Genomic DNA, 818 nt, shown 5'->3' with positions numbered 1-818 from the left:
GCCCCGCCGCTTCCGCGGCAGGGCCCTTTTTCATCCGCTCGCCTCACTCCATCTCGATCATGAGGTCTTTTGCGTCGATCTGCTCTCCCGGCCGGACATGCAGCGCCTTGATGACGCCCTTGCGGTCGGCATGGATGGCGGTTTCCATCTTCATGGCCTCGATGGTCAGCAGCAGGTCGCCGGGGTTGACCTTCTGGCCTTGCGTGACCGCGACCGAGGCGACGACGCCGGGCATCGGCGCGCCGAGATGGCCCTCGTTCGCCGGGTCGGCCTTGGGACGGGCGGCGGTCTGCGACTTGACCAGGCGGTTCGGCACCCGGATCACCCGGGGCTGGCCATTGAGCTCGAAGAACACCTTGACCTCGCCCTTCTCGTCGGTCTCGCCCACGGTCTGCAGCCGGATCTCCAGCGTCTTGCCGGGGTCGATCTCGGCCTCGATCTCCTCGCCCGGCTCCATGCCGTAGAAGAAGGTCCGCGTCGGCAGCGTCCGCACCGGGCCGTATTGCCGGTGCCGGCCCATGTAGTCCAAAAACACCTTGGGATACATCAGGTAGCCGTTCAGGTCCTCGTCATCGACCGCCTTGCCTTCCAGCTGGCGGATCAGATCGGCGCGGGTGGCCTCGAGATCCACCGGCGGCATCGCCGCGCCGGGACGGGCGGTCAGCGGCGCCTCGCCCTTCAGGACCTTCTTCTGCAAGGCCGCGGGCCAGCCCCCGGGCGGCTGGCCCAGGTTGCCCTTCATCATGTCGACGACGCTGTCGGGGAAGGAGACCTCGACGCCCGGGTCCTCGACCTGCGCCCGGGTCAGGCCCTGCGCC

At 68.5% G+C, this 818-nt stretch carries 1 protein-coding gene; it reads right to left on the bottom strand.

Annotated elements, in window-relative coordinates; all coding sequences use genetic code 11:
* Window positions 1–43 precede the first annotated feature (43 nt).
* Window positions 44–818, bottom strand: a 775-nt coding sequence (locus tag AQY21_RS07605; protein ID WP_152988157.1) for a biotin/lipoyl-containing protein, incomplete at its 5' end; no start/stop codon positions are given.

The sequence above is a fragment of the Paracoccus sp. MKU1 genome (assembly GCF_001447385.1).
GTDB lineage: Bacteria > Pseudomonadota > Alphaproteobacteria > Rhodobacterales > Rhodobacteraceae > Paracoccus.
The sequence above is the reverse complement of the archived record's forward strand: the minus strand, read 5'-3'. Positions and strand labels throughout refer to the sequence as shown.